Raw genomic sequence first — 16,407 nt, forward strand, 5'->3', positions numbered from 1 at the left:
TATCTTTTTTTTTTTAAATCTGCAATCTAAAATCATTAATCTACAATCAAAAATCTAAAACCCTCTTTGTCTTTTAGCTTCAAAAATCAAGATGGCTGCTGCAACCGAAACATTCATAGAATCGATCTCGCCTTGCATTGGAATAATAATATTTTGAGTCGCTTCCTTTCTCCATTCTTCTGTCAATCCAGTGGCTTCCGTCCCTACGACCAAAGCGGTTGGCGTGGTGTAATCTTGCGTGTGATAGGAAGTGGAGTTTTGTAAAGTCGCACAATAAAAATTGATTTTCCTTTCTTTCAAAAAAGAAATAATTTCTGATGTTGTTCCGGTAGCAATTTGATTGGTAAACAAACAACCTACACTGGAGCGCACAATATTTGGATTGTATAAATCGCTTTTTGGATTGGCAATAATTACCGCATCAAGATTAGCAGCATCGGCAGTTCTTAATAAAGCGCCAATATTTCCTGGCTTTTCGGGGGCTTCAGCAACAAGAATCAATGGGTTTTCAGATAATTTTAAATCCGATAATTGCAACGATTTGGTTTTGGCTACAGCCAAAATACCCTCAGTAGTATCTCTATAAGCCAGTTTTTGATAGACTTCCTTATTGATTTCTATCAGTTCTGCATTTTTAGATAATTGACGGGCTTCGGCTTCGGAACAAATTTCAGGTAAAAATAACAGCGTTTCTATTTCATAACCTCCTTTGATGGCAATAGAAATTTCACGTTTTCCCTCAATTAAAAAAGTTCCGGATTGTTTACGTGCTTTTGCTTTTTCCTGCAATTGCACTAAAGATTTTATATATGGATTTTGTATCGAAGTGATTTGTTTCAAGAGGTACAACTATTTAATTTATAGGAAACAAAGATACATAGAGAAAATTCAGTTTTCTATATTTGAATTCGAATATTTATTTGGCAGGAATAGATTCATTAAATTGTGGGGGGGGTCAGGCTGGTTACACGAGTATTTTCTTTATTTTTGCCTGAATTATATTCAATAGATAGCATTCTTATTATCCATTTTTAAATCCAAAAAACATCATGTTTTATTTATTAGACATCATCGGCACATTGGCTTTTGCCATGTCAGGCGCATTGACGGCAATGAATAAAAAGCTCGATCCATTTGGCGTGTTTATCATTGCTTTTGTTACGGCTGTGGGTGGAGGAACGTTGCGTGATGTGATGATTGGGCGAACGCCCGTGGGATGGATGCGTGATTTGAATTATGTTTATGTTATAATCATCGGGTTTGTATTGGCCTTAGTTTTCAGAAAAAAATTCGACAGATTGCGAACTTCTTTGTTTTTATTTGATACCATTGGGTTGGGCGTTTTTACTTTAATAGGTCTCGAAAAAGGAATAAATATTGGACTTCATCCGGTCATCTGCGTAGCTTTAGGAACTATGACAGCTTGTTTTGGAGGTGTAATCCGTGATATTTTATGTACTGAAATCCCTGTAATTTTCAGAAGGGAAATTTATGCTACGATTTGTATTTTGGGTGGAATTATTTTCTTCGTCCTTCGGGAATTTAATTTAGAAAATGATATTTTATACTTAGCGACATCCTTAGTTATCATTTCGGTACGCTTGATGGCAGTGAAATTCAAATGGTATTTATCCCCTTTAGAAAATAAATAAAAAATGCTTAATTTCACGAAGTCTAAAACCAAATAGTGAAAAATTATTCCGTCAAACAATACCAGAAAAGCGATTATACAAACTGGAATGCCTTTATTGGTCAAGCCAAAAACGCTACTTTTTTATTTCACCGTGATTTTATGGAATACCACAAAGATCGATTCGGGGATTTCTCCTTGATGATTTTTGAGAACGAAAAATTGGTTGCTGTTTTGCCGGCAAATAAAGTTGGGGAAATAGTTTATTCACATCAAGGCTTGACGTATGGTGGACTAGTTTCTAATGAACAATCCAAATTGACGACTATAATTAATGCTTTTAGGTCTGTTTTGTTGTTTTTGGAAGATAATAAGATAGAAAAACTGCATTTGAAAACAATTCCATCGATTTATCATACTAAACCTGCCGAAGAAATTCAATATGCTTTATTTTTGGCGGAAGCCAAATTAGTAAGACGAGATAGTTTGTCGGTGATTGATTTATCACAAAAATATGATTTTTCAAAAATCAGAAAAAGAGGCATTAAAAAAGGAATGACAAAAGGATTAGTTATTAAAGAAGAAACTAATTTTGAATCTTTTTGGGATGAAGTTTTGATTCCGAATTTAGAAGCCAGACATAATGCAAAACCGGTTCATTCCATTGCTGAAATGAATCTTTTAAAAAGCCGTTTTCCTAATAATATACGCCAGTTTAATGTTTATCATAACCATAAAATTGTGGCGGGAACTACTGTTTTCGAAAGTGAAGCGGTTGCGCATTGTCAATATATTTCTAAATATGAAAATGTGGAGAATCTTGGAAGTTTAGATTTTCTATATCATTTTTTAATCACAGTTGTTTTTGTCTCTAAACGATTTTTTGATTTTGGAATTTCCAATGAATCGCAAGGAAAAAAACTCAACGAAGGATTGTCCTATTGGAAAGAAAGTTTCGGAGCCAGTACAATAGTCCACGATTTTTATGAGGTAGAAACCGCTAATTATGTCAGACTAAATTCATTTTTAATTAAATCAAAAAAACATACTGACTAAATGATTCCATTTCTTGATTTAAAAAAAATAAACGAACCGTATGAAACCGCTTTTCAGGAAAAATTGAAAGCAGTTTTAGCTAATGGTTGGTATGTTTTAGGAAATGAAGTCAAGGAATTTGAAACCGGTTTTGCCAACTATTGTGGTGCAAAATATTGCATCGGGACAGGAAATGGTTTAGACGCTTTAGTGTTGATTTTTAAAGGCTATATACAGTTAGGAAAATTGCAAAAAGGCGATGAAGTGATTGTTCCTGCAAATACCTATATTGCAAGTATTCTTGCTATTTTGCAAGCCGATTTGGTTCCTGTTTTGGTCGAGCCAAAGTTGGAAACCTACAACATCGATCCCGATTTAATAACTGAAAAGATTACCCCAAAAACTAAAGCGATTCTGGCAGTTCATCTTTACGGACAATTGGCAGAAATGGATGCGATAAATGAAATTGCTGTTGCAAATAATTTGTTGGTTGTCGAAGATGCGGCTCAGGCTCATGGTGCAATGAGAAATCAAGAATCCACACCCGAGACCGCAGATCGAACTGACGAAGTACTCAAAAATCAAAAATCAAGCGTAGCGTATAGTTTTTATCCTGGGAAAAATCTAGGCGCATTGGGCGATGGGGGAGCAGTTACCACAAATGACTCAGAGTTAGCTAAAACCATTCAATCACTTCGTAATTATGGTTCGGAAAGGAAATATTATAATGATTACATTGGAGTAAATTCAAGATTAGATGAATTGCAAGCGGCTTTCCTTAATGTGAAATTACCGTATTTAGATATTGAAAATGAACGACGTAGAGTAATTGCAAAACGCTATTTGTCTGAAATTAAAAACGATAAAATAATATTGCCAACTGTGTCATTGCTCGGAAAGAAGCAATCTAATCATGTTTTTCATTTATTTGTCATTCGAACTCAGAATAGAATAGAGTTACAAGACTATTTACATCAGAATAATATTCAAACGGTAGTACATTATCCCGTTCCGCCTCACAATCAAAAAGCGTTACCAAACTGGAATCATTTATCTTTTCCAATAACCCAAAAAATTCATGACCAAGTGTTGAGTTTGCCTATAAGCCCAGTTTTGACAATGGATGAAGTGAGTTTTATTGTTGCAATTTTAAATAAATACTAAATTGGGATTTATTAGAAAAATTGCCCAAACACAACTGTTTAAGATTTCATCTTTAAATAGTTTAAGCGTTATTTTAAAGATTGGAATTGGGTTAATAACTTCAAAATTATTAGCAGTTTTTGTAGGGCCAAGCGGAATGGCTTTGGTTGGGAATTTGAGGAATTTTTTAACTTCATTAGAAAGCATTTCAACTTTAGGTTTTCAAAACGGAATTATAAAATATGTTGCTGAAAACGAAGAAAATGAAAATCAGCTTAAAAAAATAATTACCACAGTTTTTATTAGTTTGGTTTGTATTGCTACTGTTTTAAGTGGCGTTTTATACTTTTTTGCATCTTATTGGAACAGTCAAATATTTGGAAATGATTTCGAATATACTATTGTTTTTAAAGCACTGGCTTTGGCTTTGCCTTGGTATGCAATTTCTGTTTTTTTGTTATCTGTAATTAATGGTCTAGGGCAATTCAAAAGTGTAATTTGGGTTAATATAATAGGCAATGCCATTGGTTTATTAGTTTCTATCAGTATGATTTTGAATTATAAAACCTTGGGCGCTTTATTTTCCTTGGTGATTTCCCCAGCTTTGTTGTTTTTTGTGACATTTTATTATATAAATAAAGAAATTAATTTTTTTGAAACGATTCGGTTTCATCAGTTTGATTCTCAAGTTCTAAAAAAATTATCGTCATATTCTTTAATGGCTTTGGTTTCAACGGTTTTAGGACCTTTGGTGTATCTCTTAATAAGAAATCATGTTATTCAGAATGTTGGACTGGAACAAGCCGGTTTTTGGGAAACAATGACACGTATTTCGACGTATTATATGTTGTTTGTTACCACAATTTTGACTGTTTATTTTTTGCCAAAATTGGCTGTTGCCAAAAATAATCTGGAGACAAAACGTGTTTTTTGGAGTTACTTCAAAAGTATTTTACCCGTTTTCATAATTGTATTAACGGTGCTTTATTTTTTGCGTTTTTTTATTGTCAATTTGCTTTTTACCAATGCATTCCTACAAGTAACGACTTTGTTTGTTTGGCAGTTGGCAGGTGATGTTTTAAAAGTAGCTTCTTTGATTTTAGGGTATCAATTTTTTGCAAAAAAATTAACTGTAGCATTTATAGCTTCAGAGTTGTTTTCACTTCTTGTTTTGTATTTTTCAAGTGTTTATTTAATTAATTTATTTGGAATTCAAGGAGTTGTGATGGCTCAGGCTTTTGATAATTTTATTTACCTGGTGGTGTTGGTTGTTTACTTTAGAAAGAGTTTGTTTTAGTTTTTGGATAAAAATTTAAGCTTTATTCCAAGTTTCTAAGTATTGATTAGCGATTGTTATATAATCATGCTCTTTTTCGATAAATGCTCTGGCACGTTTTCCAATTGCTATAATGGCTTCAGGATTTTCGATCAAAAAAGACAATTCTTTTACTAAATAATTCACATCAGGTAAAGCGTTTACAGCAACTCGTTCTGATACATTATAATGTTGTACAAACTCTTTCTCGGCACCAGTGAAAACGACTTTTCCTTTTGCCATAGCTTCCAAGGCATTGTAACCTTGATCATCAGCATAGATCTGATCTAAAACGATTTGTGCGGTATTGTATAAGTTTATATAATCGGCATAAGGAAGATTTTCGGTGATAATCACAGCTACTTTTTCAGCATATTTTTCCTGTATAATTTGCAATGCTTTTTCAAAATAAGTAATTCCTTTTTTGATGTAACTGGAGCGATTTATCCCAAGAAAAATAACGATTTTGTCATTGTTTTTTTGTTCTTGAAATTCAATTTTTAGGGTGTTAATTGGATTTGGAATGAAATGAACCGAATATCCCATTTTCTCCATCGGAATTTTATAATCTAAATCGGAGACAATTAGGTTTTGGCAGTTTTCGACCAACCAATCAAAGGTTTTTCGATAGTTTTTTGTGGCGTATTTTAATGGATATTCAAAATGTTTTTTTAACGAATTATCCTCGAAATAGGGAGTCAGAATGCTATAGTCAGACTCTTTTTTGAGTAAATAATCAATAACTGGGGTTTCATCACCACAGATTAATAAGCTCCGATTTTTAATTTTTTTGAATACCTTTTTATAGAGTATCCGAGAGAGAAAAGGAAACGTTTCAATTGCATCCGAATTAATGAGCTGTACGTGATCAAAGTTCTTCAATTGAGGTAATAAAAGGAAAAAGCGAAGTCCTCTTTCCGCTTTTTCTAAATTGATGCCCGTGAGTTTATAAAAGACATTTTTGATTTTTCGAGGCAACCAATAATCAGATAAAAAGGCGGAATGAAATGAATAATCAGTATCGAATTTTTTGAAATGATCTCCCGATGACAACAAAACTACTTCATGTTCCAGCGCTACCAATCCTTCTTTTAAAGAATTATGCAATCGGCTGTATTCACCAATCAAAAGTATTTTCATTTACAAAGCTGAATTATTTATATTTGTGTAAATATAGCAACAAATTGATAAAAGAATTAAAAAAAGGAGATCTTGAAATAGTAATGGCTACGATGAATAGAGGTTCTTTGGATTTTTTGATTCCTATGTTTCCTTTCTGTCATTTTTCAGATTTTTCAATTTTAATTGTCAATCAAACCCTCGAGAATAAACTATTAGTTTCAGATTTCCCTTCCATTAGAGTTGTAAATTCATTTGAAAAAGGGTTGTCGAAAAGCAGGAATTTAGGTTTGCAAAATGCAAAAGGGAAAATTATCTTAATAGCGGATGACGATGAAATTTTCAAGGAAGATTTTGAAAGCAGTATTCTTGAAGCCCACAACAATTATCCTGAGGCAGCCAGTATTTGTTTTGCAATTGAAGATTCAAATGGCTTATTATTTAAAAAATATCCTTCTCAATCAAAATTGCAATTAAATAATCTAGATATTTTTAATATTTTATCGATTGAAATAAGTTTAAAAAAAGCGGTATTCGACCAACTGAAGATTAAGTTTGATACTAATTTTGGGCTTGGAAGTTCATTTAAGATGGGAGAAGAAGCTATTTTTTTGTCGGATTTGAAAAATCAAAATCAAAATATAATTATTGTGCCTAAGGTTATAACAAGTCATCCGTCGATTTCAACAGATGATAAATTAAATTTGGAGCAAAGATATTATGTACAAGGCGCTTTCTTGACCAGGGTTTCAAATGATGGTTACTTCAAAGGAGTTTTTATGAAACTTTTTTTTGATATTAAACAAAACAAAATTAAAATAAACCAAGTTTTTGTAGCACTAAAAAGCGCAAACAAAGGAAAAGAAGATTTTTTACAAATTACTAAATGAAAACAACCCTTAACGCCATACAATTACTAAAGATCCCTGTTGTGGAAGATATACGTGGGAATCTGGCATTTATTCAAGAGGATGTTTTGCCATTTGGATTCAAGCGAGTGTATTACCTTTTTGATGTGCCAAGCAATGCTTATAGAGGTGGACATTCGCATATTGCTCAGCAAGAAATCTTGATTGCTTTGAGCGGAAGTTTTGAAGTTGTTCTTAACGACGGAATCGAAAAAAAATCATTTTTCTTGAACAAACCAAATATTGGATTGTATATTCCAACGGGTATTTGGAGAGAATTGCAAAATTTTTCATCAGGAGCAGTTTGTTTGGTTTTGGCATCTGATGTGTTCAATGAAGAAGATTATATTCGGGATTTTGATGAATTTTTGATTTCAAAAAAATGAAACTTTTATACATTGTTCCTAACATAAATAACGAAGGCGGTGTAGCCAGAGTCCTTTCTGTAAAAGCCAATTACCTAATTGATAAATTAGGATATGAAGTTCATATTCTGACTCAAAACGAGGGTTTTTCTCCTTTGTTTTATTCTTTTGATTCCAATATTATTTTTCACGATATGAGACTGAAAGGCAATGTCTTTCAGTTTTTTAATTCTTACAGGAACGCTTTAAAAACTAAAATCAAAGCAATTCAACCCGATGTTATTGTTGTTTGTGATAATGGTTTAAAAGCGTATTTTATTCCTTTTATTTTAAAAAACAAAGTTCCACTAGTTTTAGAAATGCACAGTTCAATGTTTATTGAAGAAAGAAAATTAAAGAATAATTTTTTGACGAAAGTTAGATCTGGTTTTTTTCATTTTTTTAAAAAAATTGGAATAAAGAAATACGATCGATTTGTTGTTGTGACGAGCGAAAGCATTGCTGAATGGAATATAGATAATACAATTGTTATTCCAAATCCCTTATGGTTCACTTCGGAAAAATCCAGTGCTTTAGAAAATAAAAAAGTCATTGCAGTTGGTCGGCATACGTATGAAAAAGGATTTGACAGAATGTTACAAATCTGGAAAAAAGTTGTTGTAAAACACCCAGATTGGATATTGGAAATTTATGGAAAATCATCTGAGAATGTTAATTTACGATTGTTAGCTGAAAATTTGAATATTTCTGATAATGTTATTTTTCATGAACCAGTTCAAGATATTGATAAAAAATATTCTGAAGACTCATTTTGTCTAATGACATCTCGATTTGAAGGTTTTGGAATGGTTTTAATTGAGGCAATGGCTTCTGGATTGCCTTGTGTTGCTTATGATTGTCCGTGTGGACCAAGAGCAATAATTTCTCAAAACCAAGACGGATTTTTGATCGAAAATGGGAACGAATCAGATTATGTAAAAGCAGTCGAGACTTTAATCGAAAATGCGACATTAAGAAAAGAAATGGGTAAAAAGGCAAAATTATCCAGCGAAAAATACCATATCGATGCTATTATGGAAACTTGGGATCAATTATTTATTGAAATCAAAAAGAATTAATTTTTATAACTTATCGAGCACAAATAGCCAATCCGAAACCAATTAAAAAGGAATAAATTAGGATTGTTTCCAGTCAAATTTTGCAGTAGATATTTCTCAAAAACGTTATGTGTATTTGAAATGATAAAAGTAGACTTTGTTCTTTTTAAAAAATGATACAATTGAATCAGTCTTACAAATTCAATATCAATTTTTTCTTCTTCGTATAACGAAATCAAGTTTTCTAAAGATTCTTTGGTTTTGTTCAGATAAACCAAATTAGAGTCAATATCTCCGTGCTCAACAGGGTTTTCTATATGATTTACTTTAGATTTTAATAGACTCAATTGATACGAAAGTTGGGTGTCGTCATGACCGTATTTCTTCTTGTTTGTATCAAATTTTACTTTGTTGAAACAGTCTTTTTTAATTACGGTATTATTGAAAAGTAGCGATTGATAGGGTTTTTTCTTTCGGTTTTCTGCAGATTTGTCCTCAATAAATTTTCCGTATTTCCAACGTAGTTTTTGGTTATCGGAGGGACATTTTTCAGGATGCAATCTACCGCCATAAACAACATCAAAATCATGAAGATTATCAATGTATTTTTTTATGTAACGGGCATGAATAATAATAGAGTCGCCGTCGATGAAAAGCAAATAATCAAACTTTGCTTGTTCGGCAAGGGAATTTCTGTTTTTACGATGCGCCAGATTTTCTTTTAAGGAGACAAAACTGCAATTTGATAATGCATTTACATTTTCATTAAATGCATTGAAATTTGATTTTGAAGCGTCATCTTGACATAAAATTTCAAAATTGATTCCGCAATCCATACATTGTTTGTGTAACTCTAAAACAAGAGGATAAACATTGTAATTGTATATTGGAACAAGAATGGATAGCATTATGCCGTTCTCTGAACCACTTCAAATATTTTTGCATCTTCACATTTCAATGTTTTCGAAGGGAATTTCATCAATAATGCATAATCGTGGGTTGCCATAATAATGGTTTTCCCATTAGCATTAATATTTTTTAATACTTCTAAAACTTCGGCACTGGTTTGTGGATCAAGGTTCCCTGTTGGTTCGTCAGCAAGGATTAATTCGGGGTCGTTCAGTAAAGCTCTGGCTATGGCAACACGCTGTTGTTCACCACCTGAAAGTTGATGCGGCATTTTATTGCCAAATTCTTTCATGCCTACTTTGTCTAAAACTTCATCAATTTTTCGTTGCATTTCGTCATTGTCAATCCAGCCTGTAGCTTTTAGAACAAATAGCATATTGTCTTTTACCGTTCTGTCCGGTAGTAATTTGAAATCTTGAAAAACGATTCCAATCTTTCTTCTCAAAAACGGAATGTCATCTTCTTTCAGGGTTGCTAAATCAAAATCTACTATATGGCCTTCTCCTTCCGTTAAAGCTAAATCAGCATATAAAGTTTTCATTAAGCTACTTTTTCCAGAGCCTGTTTTTCCAATAATATAAAGGAATTCACCGTGTTTTACCTCCAAGTTTACCTCTGTTAAAATAGATTTCCCCTCTTGATAAATATTTACATTTTTTAAAGACAGTACGGATTGTGACATAATTTGCATTTGTTTATTGGGTAAAAGTAATAAGATAACGGTTCTATTCAAAATAAATTCTATTCAATTAGATAGAATTCTGATAATTATAAATAATACGTGAAAGTAGTTGAGTTTAGAGGGATGAATAATATAGTATTGAAAGTTAAATTCTATGGTGTTTAAAAAAATGTTCATAATAAAATCCAATAACGATTCGTTATAGACTTCAGAATATGATACATTTGAATTATTAAAATAAAATTACAATGCGTAAAATTTCTTGGCTCTTCTTTATTCCAATTTTCATTATAACTGCCACTATTTCGGCACAAAAATCAACCATTTACACGCACGATTCGAAAGATTTCAATAAAGCCGTTTCTTTATTTAAAGACTCGCAATATGCATCGGCGCAACTTATTTTTAATAAAGTAAAGGAAACAGCTACTACTGAAGAGCTAAAATCAGATTGTGCGTATTATGCTGCGAATTGCGCCATTCGAACCAATCAATCGAATGCTGATGAATTGATGGAGCAATTTGTTTCGGATTATCCTACGAGCGTAAAACAAAATCAGGCGTATATTGAGGTGGCACATTATCATTTTAATCAAGGAAATTTTCCGCAAGCGTTGCTGTGGTTTGATAAAGTGGATGAAAGCAGTTTAAGCAGAAATGACCAAGATAAATTCAATTTCCAGAAAGGCTATAGTTTTTTTAATGCCAAAAAGAAAAAAGAAGCCACCGTTTATTTGAATAAAGTCGTGAATTCTGCCGAATATGGTTCTCAAGCCAAATATTATTTAGGTTTTATGGCGTATGAAGGCGATGATTATAAGCAAGCTACAAAATATTTTGATGAAGTTTCAGGCGAAGAAAAGTACAAAGAAAAGCTTTCGTATTATCAGGCGGATATGAATTTCAAATTGGGGAATTTTCAAAAAGCAATAGATTTGGGTCAGAAAGCAATGGCCAAATCAAATCCTTTAGAAAAATCTGAACTGAATAAAATCATTGGCGAAAGCTATTTCAATTTAAAAAAATACGACACAGCAATTCCATATTTAGTTGCTTATAAAGGAAAAAAAGGAAGATGGAATAATACGGATTTTTATCAATTAGGGTATGCGTATTATAAACAAAAAGACTACGAAAATGCGATTTCTCAGTTTAATAAAATAATTGGAGGAAAAGATTTTGTAGCGCAAAATGCCTATTATCATTTGGGAGAAAGTTACCTGAATACCGATAAAAAACAACAAGCTTTGAACGCTTTTAAGAACGCTTCTGAAATGGAGTTTGATCTGGCCATTCAGGAAGACGCTGGTTTGAATTATGCAAAATTAAGTTATGAATTAGGAAACTCGTATCAAAGTGTACCCGCAGTTTTACAGGCTTTTTTGAAAAAATATCCAGATAACGCTAACCGTTCAGAGGTTGAAAAATTACTGATAGATTCTTATATTTCTTCTAAAAACTACAAAGAAGCCTTAGTTTTATTGGAAAAAAATAAATCACCAGAAAATAAATTAGCGTACCAAAAAGTGCTTTTTTATAGAGGTCTAGAATTATATACCGATGGGAATTATCCAGAAGCCTTGAAAATGTTCACAAAATCCATAAGTGAACAAAAAGATGCTGTTTTTACGGCTCGTGCTACTTTCTGGGAAGGAGAAACTCAATATGTTTTGAATGATTTTAAAGAGGCGTTATTAAGTTTCAAGCAGTTCATTGGTTCAAACCAAGCAGCAACAACACCAGAATTTAAAAACAGTAATTACAATATTGCTTACACGTATTTCAAATTGAAAGAATACGATCAGGCAGGGAATTATTTCCAAAATCAAATAGAAAAAGCACCCGCCGACAAAGTACGTTTGAATGATGCGTATTTGCGTTTAGCGGATTGTCGTTTTGTGACTTCAAAATACGGTCCAGCTATGGATGCGTATGTTAAAGTGATAGAATCTAAAAGTGAGGACGCGGATTATGCCTATTTTCAAAAAGCAATTTGCTACGGATTTATTGCTAAAAATGACAAGAAAATAGAGGAATTAAACGCTTTTTTACAATTGTATTCAAAATCAGAATACAGAGACGATGCGCTTTTTGAACTTGCCAATACCTATGTTGCCGAGAACAAAAATGACCTTGCCGTAAAAACGTATGATCGATTAAATACAGAATTTAAAAAAGGATCTTTCACTTCCAGGTCAATTTTGCGTCAGGGATTAGTGTATTATAACACGGATAAAGACGATCAAGCATTGTTGAAATTTAAAAAAGTTGCGGCTGATTTCCCTAGAACTCCGGAGGCTTTAGAAGCTGTAGCCACCGCCCGATTAATTTATGTGGATAATGGAAGAGTAGATGAATATGCAACTTGGGTTCGTACGTTGGATTTTGTCGCTGTAACAGATGCAGAACTTGATAATGATACGTATGAAGCTGCTGAAAAGCAATTTCAACAAAATAACAGCAAGCAGGCAATCGCAGGATTTAGTGGATACGTAAATCAATTTCCTCGAGGAATTCATGCTTTACAGGCTAATTATTATCTTGCTCAATTGTATTTTTCTGAAGGATCAGAGAGCAAATCTATTCCTAATTATGAATATGTAATTGCACAATCCAGAAGTGAATTTACAGAACAATCTTTGTCACGATTGGCTCAAATTTTTCTCAAAAATAAAGAGTATGACAAAGCAATACCGGTTTTATCCCGTTTAGAAAACGAAGCGGATCTTTCGCAGAATAAAACTTTTGCACAATCGAATTTGATGAAATCGTACTATGATAAAAAAGATTATCCGAATTCAGTTATTTATGCGGAGAAAGTCTTGATGAATCCTAAAACGGATGATAATGTAAAAAGTGATGCGCAAATCATCATTGCACGTGCGGCAATTGAAACGGGTGATGAAGCGAAAGCAAGAGCTGCCTACGCAAAATTAATGACGATTGCCAAAGGAGAATTAGCTGCGGAAGCTTTGTATTATGATGCTTATTTTAAGAACAAAGACGAAAAGTTTGAAGCTTCTAATACTGCAGTTCAAAAATTAGCGAAGAATTATGCCAGCTATAAATATTTTGGAGCCAAAGGATTAGTCTTAATGGCAAAAAATTTTTACGGACTGAAAGACAGCTACCAAGCAACGTATATTTTAGAAAATGTAATCCAAAATTTCACTGATTTTCCGGATGTAGTTTCAGATGCGCAAAGAGAATTGGATACTATAAAAGCAGAAGAATCAAAAACAAATTCATCGATTACCAAGTAAAGAAGTCGGAGAATTGGATTAAGAAAATAAGAAGAATCGGCATGAAATTTTTAAAATAATCGAAAGCCAAAAAACAAAGAGAATGAATTTATCTTTTTACATCGTTGATGTTTTTACAAAGAAAAAATATGCAGGCAATCAATTGGCTGTTTTTTTAGAGGCTGGTGCCTTAAGTGACGAACAGATGCAAAAAATTGCCCGTGAAATCAACTTTGCGGAAAGTACCTTTATAACTAAGCTTGAACCAAAAATTAGTGCTGCGGAAATCAGAATTTTTACTCCAGAACACGAAATGAAGTTTGCGGGACATCCAATTATAGGAACATCTTGGGTTCTCATGAATAAGATTTTTGAAAATCAACCTGAAAAAATTGCGTTATCGGTTCCAATTGGTGAAATTCCAGTTCATCAATCGGGAGATTTGGTTTGGCTACAGGCTGCTCAACCAGAATTTTTAGATACTTTTTCAGCAGAAGATTTTTTAACCTTCAGCAATTTAAGCAGTGCTGATTTTGATGATGCTTTTCCCATTCAGGAAGTGACCACCGGAAGCGCTTTTGTAATTGTTCCTGTCAAAAATAAAAAGGTATTGGAGAATTTAATTCTTGACAAAAATAAAATGGATGAATGGTTGCATGCTAATTGTAAAACAAATCATAGGGCCTTGTACTTTTATTGCTTAGAAGAAACAGAGCTCATCAGTAGAATGCTATGTATTGAGAACAATCAACTTATAGAAGATGCGGCTACTGGTAGTGCCAGTACTTGTTTGCAGGCTTTTCTTTTAAAATATTATTCACCTGAAATTCAAATTATCAATCATCAGGGAGATTTTATAAATAGATCTTCTCAAATTTATTTTGATGGAAAATTGACTGAAAATCATTTTGATATAAAAATCGGGGGGGAAACGCAATTCATTGCAAAAGGCGAATGGGAAGTATAAATGCAAGGTTAGAAGGGAAGAGTTATAAATAAGAAGTAAAAAAATAAAACATGACATTTAAAGATTTAAAGATAAAATCATTCACAAATAAGGCAGCAACGTTTTCGGCACCCTTCGCTTCGTGGAGGATTGGAGCGGGGATTTTGTTCTTCTTCGTTTTTCAATTTTCGTTTGCACAAAAAAAAGAACAAATAGGAACTGAGACCGTAAATGTTGTAAAACCTTATACGCCAAAAATTTCGGACGCTTTCAAAGTAAAAGAAATTCCGGAACTGGATGAAGAAGGAAATGCTAAAAAAGAAAAAATAAAATACACAATTTTCTCTTTTCCGGTGGCATCGACTTTTACACCATCCAAAGGAAAAGCTGAAGGAGTAGAGAAAGAAAAACAAGCGCATTTATTTAAAAATTACGCCACTTTTGGGGTGGGGAATTACGGAACCTTTATTGGGGAATTATTCGTAAATCATGATATTAATGACACAGATTATGTTGGCGGAATGTTTCGTCATCATTCGTCTGAAGGAGGAATCAAAAATGTGAAATTAGAGGATGGTTTTTATGATACATCGATTGACTTGATGTATGGTTCAAATCAAAAAGACGTGTCTTGGAATCTGGATTTAGGGTATCAAAACCAAATTTATAATTGGTACGGATTGCCTGCTAATTTTGGCAGCACTTTGACTCCTCAAGACAGAGCAACTTTGATCAACGGAATTAATCCTCAGCAAACTTACGGTACTATATCTTTAGGTGGAAATGTAGTATTTAACGGAAGTATTTTAAATAAAGCAAGTCTTAAATACAACCATTTTTCTGATGCTTCAGGATCTTCTGAAAATAGATTTTATGCAAAACCAACAGTGGAATTTGATATAATGGAAAGTGCTGTGAAAACGAATATAATTGTTGATTATGTTGGTGGTAGTTTCAAGAAAAATTATTCAAATACGAATACTGAGCGTGTAAAATATGGTTTTACAAATTTTGGAATTGTTCCCAGTTTTGTAATGCAGGAAGATGATTGGACGTTGAATATCGGAGCTGGTTTGTTTTATAGTTTGGATAATGAAAACAGCAATAATAAATTTTTAGTGTATCCGCAGTTCAATGCTTCTTACAAAGTTGTTGGTGATTTAATGATATTCTATGCTGGAGCCGAAGGAAATTTGGAACAAAACTCATATATGGATTTTGTCAATGAAAATCCGTTTTTATCGCCAACATTGAATATTGCGCCAACAGACAAACAGTATGATATTTTTGCCGGATTAAAAGGGAAACTAACTAACAATGTGAGTTATAATATTAAAGCTTCGTATGTAAACGAAAGAAATAAAGCCTTGTTTAGAAGCAATGATTATAATGAAGATGCGGGTAACGATGATTATGCGTATGGAAATTCCTTTCAAGTGGTGTATGACGATATGAAAACATTGAGTTTTTACGGAGAATTAAAAGCTGATTTTTCTGAAGATGTATCTTTTGGAATCAACGGAACTTTCAGTAGTTATACCAATGATTTTCAGCAAGAAGCTTGGAATATGCCAACTATAAAAATAAATTCAAATCTTGATTTTAATATTACGGAGAAATGGTTTGCTGGCGCAAATGTGTTTTACGTAGGCGAGCGAAAAGATTTTCAGATAAATACTGGCTCTACGGCCAATTCTGCTGCTGTAACTTTAAAGTCTTATTTTGATGTAAATGCAAATGTTGGATTCAAATACAGCGAGCGATTGACTGCGTTTGCAAGAGCCAATAATATCACTAATAATGCCTACCAAAAATGGTTGAATTACCCAGTTCAAGGATTTCAAGTGATTCTAGGAGTGAACTATAAATTTGATTTTTAAAACAGGTTAAAAAAGGCAGAGGTACAAAGAGATACAGGGGGCTCAAAGATAAAAAATCTATCTTTTTTAGTCAGATAACTCAAGACATCAAAACTTTTGCCTCTTTATCTCTTTGTACCTCTGCCTCTTTGTTTCT

The 16,407-nt window shown here is 32.9% G+C and carries 14 protein-coding genes; 10 read left to right on the plus strand and 4 right to left on the minus strand.

Annotated elements, in window-relative coordinates; all coding sequences use genetic code 11:
• Positions 1-54: 54 nt before the first annotated feature.
• Positions 55-840 (minus strand): TrmH family RNA methyltransferase, encoded by a 786-nt coding sequence (locus E0H99_RS05930; protein ID WP_131992355.1) that lies wholly within the window; start codon positions 838-840, stop codon positions 55-57.
• A 209-nt stretch (positions 841-1,049) separates the two neighbouring features.
• Between E0H99_RS05930 and E0H99_RS05935 the strand changes: the two genes are divergently transcribed.
• Genes E0H99_RS05935 through E0H99_RS05950 form a run of 4 tightly spaced genes read left to right on the plus strand, consistent with a single transcriptional unit; the run spans position 1,050 to position 5,105 of the window.
• Entirely contained in the window at positions 1,050-1,652 is a 603-nt protein-coding gene (locus tag E0H99_RS05935) for a trimeric intracellular cation channel family protein (RefSeq protein ID WP_131992357.1), read from the plus strand.
• Positions 1,653-1,687: 35 nt separating this feature from the next.
• Positions 1,688-2,686: a GNAT family N-acetyltransferase gene (locus E0H99_RS05940; protein WP_131992360.1), complete on the plus strand. Its 999-nt coding sequence runs from the start codon at positions 1,688-1,690 to the stop codon at positions 2,684-2,686.
• Positions 2,687-3,829, plus strand: coding sequence for a DegT/DnrJ/EryC1/StrS family aminotransferase (locus tag E0H99_RS05945; protein ID WP_131992363.1), 1,143 nt, complete (start codon positions 2,687-2,689; stop codon positions 3,827-3,829).
• 1 nt (position 3,830) lies between these two features.
• Positions 3,831-5,105 (plus strand): O-antigen translocase, encoded by a 1,275-nt coding sequence (locus E0H99_RS05950; RefSeq protein ID WP_240723448.1) that lies wholly within the window; start codon positions 3,831-3,833, stop codon positions 5,103-5,105.
• 15 nt (positions 5,106-5,120) lie between these two features.
• Here E0H99_RS05950 and E0H99_RS05955 read toward each other — a convergent pair whose 3' ends face one another.
• Positions 5,121-6,263, minus strand: coding sequence for a glycosyltransferase (locus E0H99_RS05955; protein ID WP_131992366.1), 1,143 nt, complete (start codon positions 6,261-6,263; stop codon positions 5,121-5,123).
• Positions 6,264-6,388: 125 nt separating this feature from the next.
• Between E0H99_RS05955 and E0H99_RS05960 the strand changes: the two genes are divergently transcribed.
• The 3 genes from E0H99_RS05960 to E0H99_RS05970 are packed head-to-tail and all read left to right on the plus strand — an operon-like array spanning position 6,389 to position 8,633.
• The gene (locus E0H99_RS05960) at positions 6,389-7,132 is read left to right on the plus strand and encodes a glycosyltransferase family A protein (RefSeq protein ID WP_240723449.1); all 744 of its coding nucleotides are present in this window, start codon (positions 6,389-6,391) and stop codon (positions 7,130-7,132) included.
• Positions 7,129-7,536, plus strand: coding sequence for a sugar 3,4-ketoisomerase (locus E0H99_RS05965; protein ID WP_131992372.1), 408 nt, complete (start codon positions 7,129-7,131; stop codon positions 7,534-7,536). The genes E0H99_RS05960 and E0H99_RS05965 overlap by 4 nt, the downstream gene beginning before the upstream one ends.
• Entirely contained in the window at positions 7,533-8,633 is a 1,101-nt protein-coding gene (locus tag E0H99_RS05970; protein WP_131992375.1) for a glycosyltransferase family 4 protein, read from the plus strand. The genes E0H99_RS05965 and E0H99_RS05970 overlap by 4 nt, the downstream gene beginning before the upstream one ends.
• On the opposite strand, the gene E0H99_RS05975 is transcribed toward E0H99_RS05970, so the two are convergent.
• Both E0H99_RS05975 and E0H99_RS05980 read right to left on the minus strand, forming a co-directional pair.
• The gene (locus E0H99_RS05975; protein WP_131992378.1) at positions 8,630-9,520 is read right to left on the minus strand and encodes a glycosyltransferase family 2 protein; all 891 of its coding nucleotides are present in this window, start codon (positions 9,518-9,520) and stop codon (positions 8,630-8,632) included. The two genes, E0H99_RS05970 and E0H99_RS05975, sit on opposite strands and share 4 nt — an antisense overlap.
• The gene (locus E0H99_RS05980) at positions 9,520-10,203 is read right to left on the minus strand and encodes a cell division ATP-binding protein FtsE (RefSeq protein WP_131992381.1); all 684 of its coding nucleotides are present in this window, start codon (positions 10,201-10,203) and stop codon (positions 9,520-9,522) included. Before E0H99_RS05980 ends, E0H99_RS05975 begins: the two co-directional genes overlap by 1 nt.
• Positions 10,204-10,451: 248 nt before the next feature.
• Between E0H99_RS05980 and E0H99_RS05985 the strand changes: the two genes are divergently transcribed.
• The 3 genes from E0H99_RS05985 (at position 10,452) to E0H99_RS05995 (ending at position 16,271) form a co-directional block, all read left to right on the plus strand.
• Positions 10,452-13,466 (plus strand): tetratricopeptide repeat protein, encoded by a 3,015-nt coding sequence (locus E0H99_RS05985; protein WP_131992384.1) that lies wholly within the window; start codon positions 10,452-10,454, stop codon positions 13,464-13,466.
• Positions 13,467-13,548: 82 nt separating this feature from the next.
• Positions 13,549-14,412: a PhzF family phenazine biosynthesis protein gene (locus tag E0H99_RS05990; RefSeq protein ID WP_131992387.1), complete on the plus strand. Its 864-nt coding sequence runs from the start codon at positions 13,549-13,551 to the stop codon at positions 14,410-14,412.
• A 50-nt stretch (positions 14,413-14,462) separates the two neighbouring features.
• Complete coding sequence (locus tag E0H99_RS05995; protein WP_165930262.1) at positions 14,463-16,271, plus strand: TonB-dependent receptor; 1,809 nt, start codon at positions 14,463-14,465, stop codon at positions 16,269-16,271.
• The last annotated feature ends 136 nt before the right edge of the window (positions 16,272-16,407 follow it).

The sequence above is a fragment of the Flavobacterium sp. GT3P67 genome, assembly GCF_004349155.1.
Lineage (GTDB): Bacteria > Bacteroidota > Bacteroidia > Flavobacteriales > Flavobacteriaceae > Flavobacterium > Flavobacterium ranwuense.

Excerpts from the sequence above, each read along its gene's own strand:
- E0H99_RS05935 (WP_131992357.1), top strand. The coding sequence starts at position 1,050 with ATGTTTTATTTATTAGACATCATCGGCACATTGGCTTTTGCCATGTCA.
- E0H99_RS05995 (WP_165930262.1), top strand. The coding sequence starts at position 14,463 with ATGACATTTAAAGATTTAAAGATAAAATCATTCACAAATAAGGCAGCA.
- E0H99_RS05975 (WP_131992378.1), bottom strand. The coding sequence starts at position 9,520 with ATGCTATCCATTCTTGTTCCAATATACAATTACAATGTTTATCCTCTT.
- E0H99_RS05985 (WP_131992384.1), top strand. The coding sequence starts at position 10,452 with ATGCGTAAAATTTCTTGGCTCTTCTTTATTCCAATTTTCATTATAACT.
- E0H99_RS05965 (WP_131992372.1), top strand. The coding sequence starts at position 7,129 with ATGAAAACAACCCTTAACGCCATACAATTACTAAAGATCCCTGTTGTG.
- E0H99_RS05955 (WP_131992366.1), bottom strand. The coding sequence starts at position 6,263 with ATGAAAATACTTTTGATTGGTGAATACAGCCGATTGCATAATTCTTTA.
- E0H99_RS05960 (WP_240723449.1), top strand. The coding sequence starts at position 6,389 with ATGTTTCCTTTCTGTCATTTTTCAGATTTTTCAATTTTAATTGTCAAT.
- E0H99_RS05945 (WP_131992363.1), top strand. The coding sequence starts at position 2,687 with ATGATTCCATTTCTTGATTTAAAAAAAATAAACGAACCGTATGAAACC.
- E0H99_RS05980 (WP_131992381.1), bottom strand. The coding sequence starts at position 10,203 with ATGTCACAATCCGTACTGTCTTTAAAAAATGTAAATATTTATCAAGAG.
- E0H99_RS05970 (WP_131992375.1), top strand. The coding sequence starts at position 7,533 with ATGAAACTTTTATACATTGTTCCTAACATAAATAACGAAGGCGGTGTA.
- E0H99_RS05990 (WP_131992387.1), top strand. The coding sequence starts at position 13,549 with ATGAATTTATCTTTTTACATCGTTGATGTTTTTACAAAGAAAAAATAT.